The 3,790-nt window shown below is 77.7% G+C and carries 1 protein-coding gene; it reads right to left on the reverse strand.

The features are described 5' to 3' along the window. On the reverse strand, positions 1-3,790 hold a 3,790-nt coding region (locus ACGF5G_RS35650), incomplete at both ends, for a type I polyketide synthase (RefSeq protein ID WP_393271297.1).

Genomic DNA, 3,790 nt, shown 5'->3' on the forward strand with positions numbered 1-3,790 from the left:
GACCGGGGAAAACGAACGCGACCTCACCCGCAGCGCCGGCGACCCCGGTGACGACCTGCGACGCCGGCCGACCGTCGGCGAGCGCGTCCAGCACGGCGGTCAACTCGTCCCGGTCGGCGGCGAAGACCACCGCCCGGTGGTCGTGGGACGCCCGGGTGGCGATCAGCGACCAGCCGACGTCGCCGAGCGCGGCGTCCGGCACCTCCTCCAGGTGGTCCCGCAGCTCCCGGGCGCGGTCGGCGAGGGCGTCGGCGGTGCGCCCGGAGAGCACCCAGGGCAGTTCGCCGGCCGGCCCGTCGGCCGGCGACGCGGGCTCCTCGTCGGGGGCCTGTTCGAGGATCGTGTGCACGTTGGTGCCGCTGATCCCGAACGAGGACACCCCGGCGCGGCGTACGCCGTCGACCGGCTCCCAGGGCCGGGCCTCGGTGAGCAGTTCGACGCTGCCGGCCGACCAGTCGACGTGCGGGGTGGGCTCGTCGACGTGCAGGGTGGGCGGCAGCACGCCGTGCCGCATGGCGAGGACCATCTTGATGATCCCGGCGACACCGGCCGCGGCCTGGGTGTGCCCGATGTTCGACTTGATGGAGCCGAGCCACAGTGGCCGGTCGGCGGGCCGGTCCTGCCCGTACGTGGCGAGCAGCGCCTGCGCCTCGATCGGGTCGCCGAGGGTGGTGCCCGTGCCGTGCGCCTCGACGGCGTCGACCTGGACGGGGGTGAGCCGCGCGTTGGCGAGGGCCTGTCGGATGACCCGCTGCTGGGCGGGCCCGTTGGGGGCGGTGAGCCCGTTGGAGGCCCCGTCCTGGTTGACGGCGCTGCCACGGACGATCGCCAGGACCGGGTTGCCGTCGCGGCGGGCGTCGGAGAGCCGCTGGAGCACCAGCAGGCCGACGCCCTCGCCCCAGCCGGTGCCGTCGGCGGCCCCGGCGAACGGCTTGCACCGGCCGTCGGCGGCGAGGCCGCGCTGCCGGGAGAAGCCGACGAAGATGCCGGGGGTGGCCATGACGGTGGCGCCGCCGGCGAGGGCGAGGTCGCACTCCCCCGCCTGCAGGGCCTGGGCGGCGAGGTGCAGCGCGACCAGGGACGACGAGCAGGCCGTGTCGACGGTGACGGCCGGGCCGTGCAGCCCGAACGTGTACGCCAGCCGCCCGGCGAGGACGCTGGCGGAGACGCCGGTGGCGAGGTAGTTCTCGTCGACGTCCCCGGCGGCCATCAGCAGGGAGCCGTAGTCCTGCCCGTTGGTGCCGACGTACACGCCGGTGCGGCTGCCGCGCAGCGCGGTCGGGTCGATCCGGGCCCGTTCGAACGCCTCCCAGGTGGTTTCCAGCAGCAGCCGCTGCTGCGGGTCCATGGCCACGGCCTCGCGCGGGCTGATGCCGAAGAACGCGGGGTCGAACTCGCCGGCCCCGGCGACGAAGCCGCCCTCGCGGACGTAGCTGGTGCCGAGGTGCTCGGGGTCGGGGTGGTACAGCTCGGCGAGGTTCCAGCCGCGTTCGCCGGGCATCAGGGTCATCGCGTCGGTGCCGGCGGCGACGAGGTCCCACAGCTGCTCGGGCGACGACACGCCGCCGGGGAAGCGGCAGCTCATCGCGACGATGGCGATGGGCTCCCGGTGCAGGCCGGCGCCGTCGGCGACCACCTCGCCGGGGGCGTGGCCGGCGGTCAGGCCGTGCAGGTGGGCGGCCAGCTCGGCGACGGTGGGGTGGTCGAAGACGAGGGTGGCGGGCAGGGTCATGCCCGTCTCGGCGGTCAGCCGGTTGCGCAGCTCGACGGCGGTGAGCGAGTCGAAGCCGAGGTCGCGGAACGCGCGGTCGGGCAGCGGCTGGCCGGCCGGGTAGCCGAGCACCGCCGCGGCCTGGGTGCGGACCAGCTCGGTGAGCTGGGGCAGGGACCGGCCGACGACGACGGCGCGGACGGGCCCGACGGGTCCGGTGGGCACCCCGGGCAGGGCGGCGATCAGCGGGGTCGGACCGCCCCACGCGGCGGCGAGGCGCCCCCAGTCGACGTCGGCGACGGTGACCGCCGGCTCGCCGGCGTTGACCAGCCGGCCGAGCGCGGTGACCGCCTCGGCGGCGGGCAGCGGGTTGATGCCGCCCCGGGCGAGCCGGACGGTCAGCGCGGCGGTGGCCGCCGCCATGCCGTCCTCGGCCCAGGCTCCCCAGCCGACGGATGTGGCGGGCAACCCCTGGTCGCGCCGCCACGCCGCGAAGGCGTCGAGGTACGCGTTGGCCGCCGCGTAGTTGCCCTGCCCGGCGCTGCCGACGACGCCAGCGAGGGAGGAGAAGAGCACGAACGCGTCGAGGTCCCGGCCGGCGGTGGCGTCGTGGAGCACCCGCGCGGCGCGGACCTTGCCGTCGAGGACGGTCTGCATCCGGGCCAGGTCGAGGCCGTCGAGGATGCCGTCGTCGACCACCCCGGCGGTGTGCACGACGGCGGTCAGCGCGGGCAGGCCGGTGACGAGGGCGGTGACGGCGTCGGCGTCGGTGACGTCGCAGGCCACCACCCGGGCGGCGCCCAGCTCCGCGACCAGGTCGGCCGCGCCGGGGGCGTCCGGGCCGCGGCGGGAGGCGAGCACCACCTCGGCGGCGCCGTTGGCCAGCAGCCAGCGGGCCACGTGCCGGCCCAGCGCGCCGGTCCCACCGGTGACGAGGACGGTGCCGGAGGGCCGCCAGGCCGCCCCGGCGGGCGGGGCGGCGGGGACGAGCCGCCGTTCGAGCACGCCCTGCGGGCGGATCGCCACCTGGTCGTGGCCGGCGTCGGCGAGGACGGCGAGCAGCGCGTCCCCGGCGGCCCGGTCGAGGCGGCCGGCCCGGTCCGGCCCGGCGCTGGCGGCGGCCCGGCCGAGCGCGGCGGTGCCGGCGGCGGGCTGAGCGGGCTCGGCGGCGGGCAGGTCGATCAGGCCGGCCCAGCGGTCCGGCTGTTCGAGGGCGACGACGCGGCCGAGGCCCCAGGCCGCGGCGGACGACGGGTCGGCGACGGTCTCGCCGCCGCCGACGGACACGGCGCCCCGGGTGAGGCACCACAGCCGGCCGGGCAGGCCGGTGTCGGCCAGGGCCTGGACGAGGGTGAGCAGCAGTGCCGTCCCGGCGGGTACGGCGGGCGCGTCGGGCAGCGGCTCGTCCCGCTCGGGCAGCAGGCAGAGCACGCCGCTCCAGCCGCCTTCGCCGCGCTCCCGCAGCGCCGTGCCCAGCGTCCCCCGCTCCACGCCCGGCGCGACCCGAAGGACGTCGACGTCTCCCCCACCCCGCCGGAGCGCGTCGACAACCCCGCCCCACTCCCCGCGATCGGGCACTTCCGGCCCCGACGAAAGCCACGTTCCACCCGATTCGGGGGCCGAGACTGCAAGATCGGCGGGGTGAGGGGCGGGGGTGACGACGAGCCAGCGGCCCGGGAGGGACGGGGTGGGGGCGGGGTGGATCTGGTGCCACGTGATGCGGTACGACCAGGCGTCCACGGCGGCGTCGCGCAGCCTCGCCCGGCGCCACGAGGACAGCACCGGTACGGCCGGGGCGAGGGCCGCCACGGCGCCCGGGTCGTCCTGCACGGACAGGTGGGACGCCACGGCGGGCAGGTCGCCGCGTTCGACGGCGGCCCAGAAGTCGCCCTCGGCGCCGTCGGCGCGCTCGCCCGACGGGGCGGCCGCGCCGTCGACCTCCGGCCAGTACCGCTGGTGCTGGAACGCGTACGTGGGCAGGTCGACCCGGCTGGCGCCGGTGTCGGCGAACCACCGCGCCCAGGTGACCGGGACGCCGTGGACGTGCAGCTCGGCCAGGGCCGCCAGCAGGGCGTGCCC

It is taken from the genome of Micromonospora sp. NPDC047730 (assembly GCF_043204765.1).
Lineage (GTDB): Bacteria > Actinomycetota > Actinomycetes > Mycobacteriales > Micromonosporaceae > Micromonospora.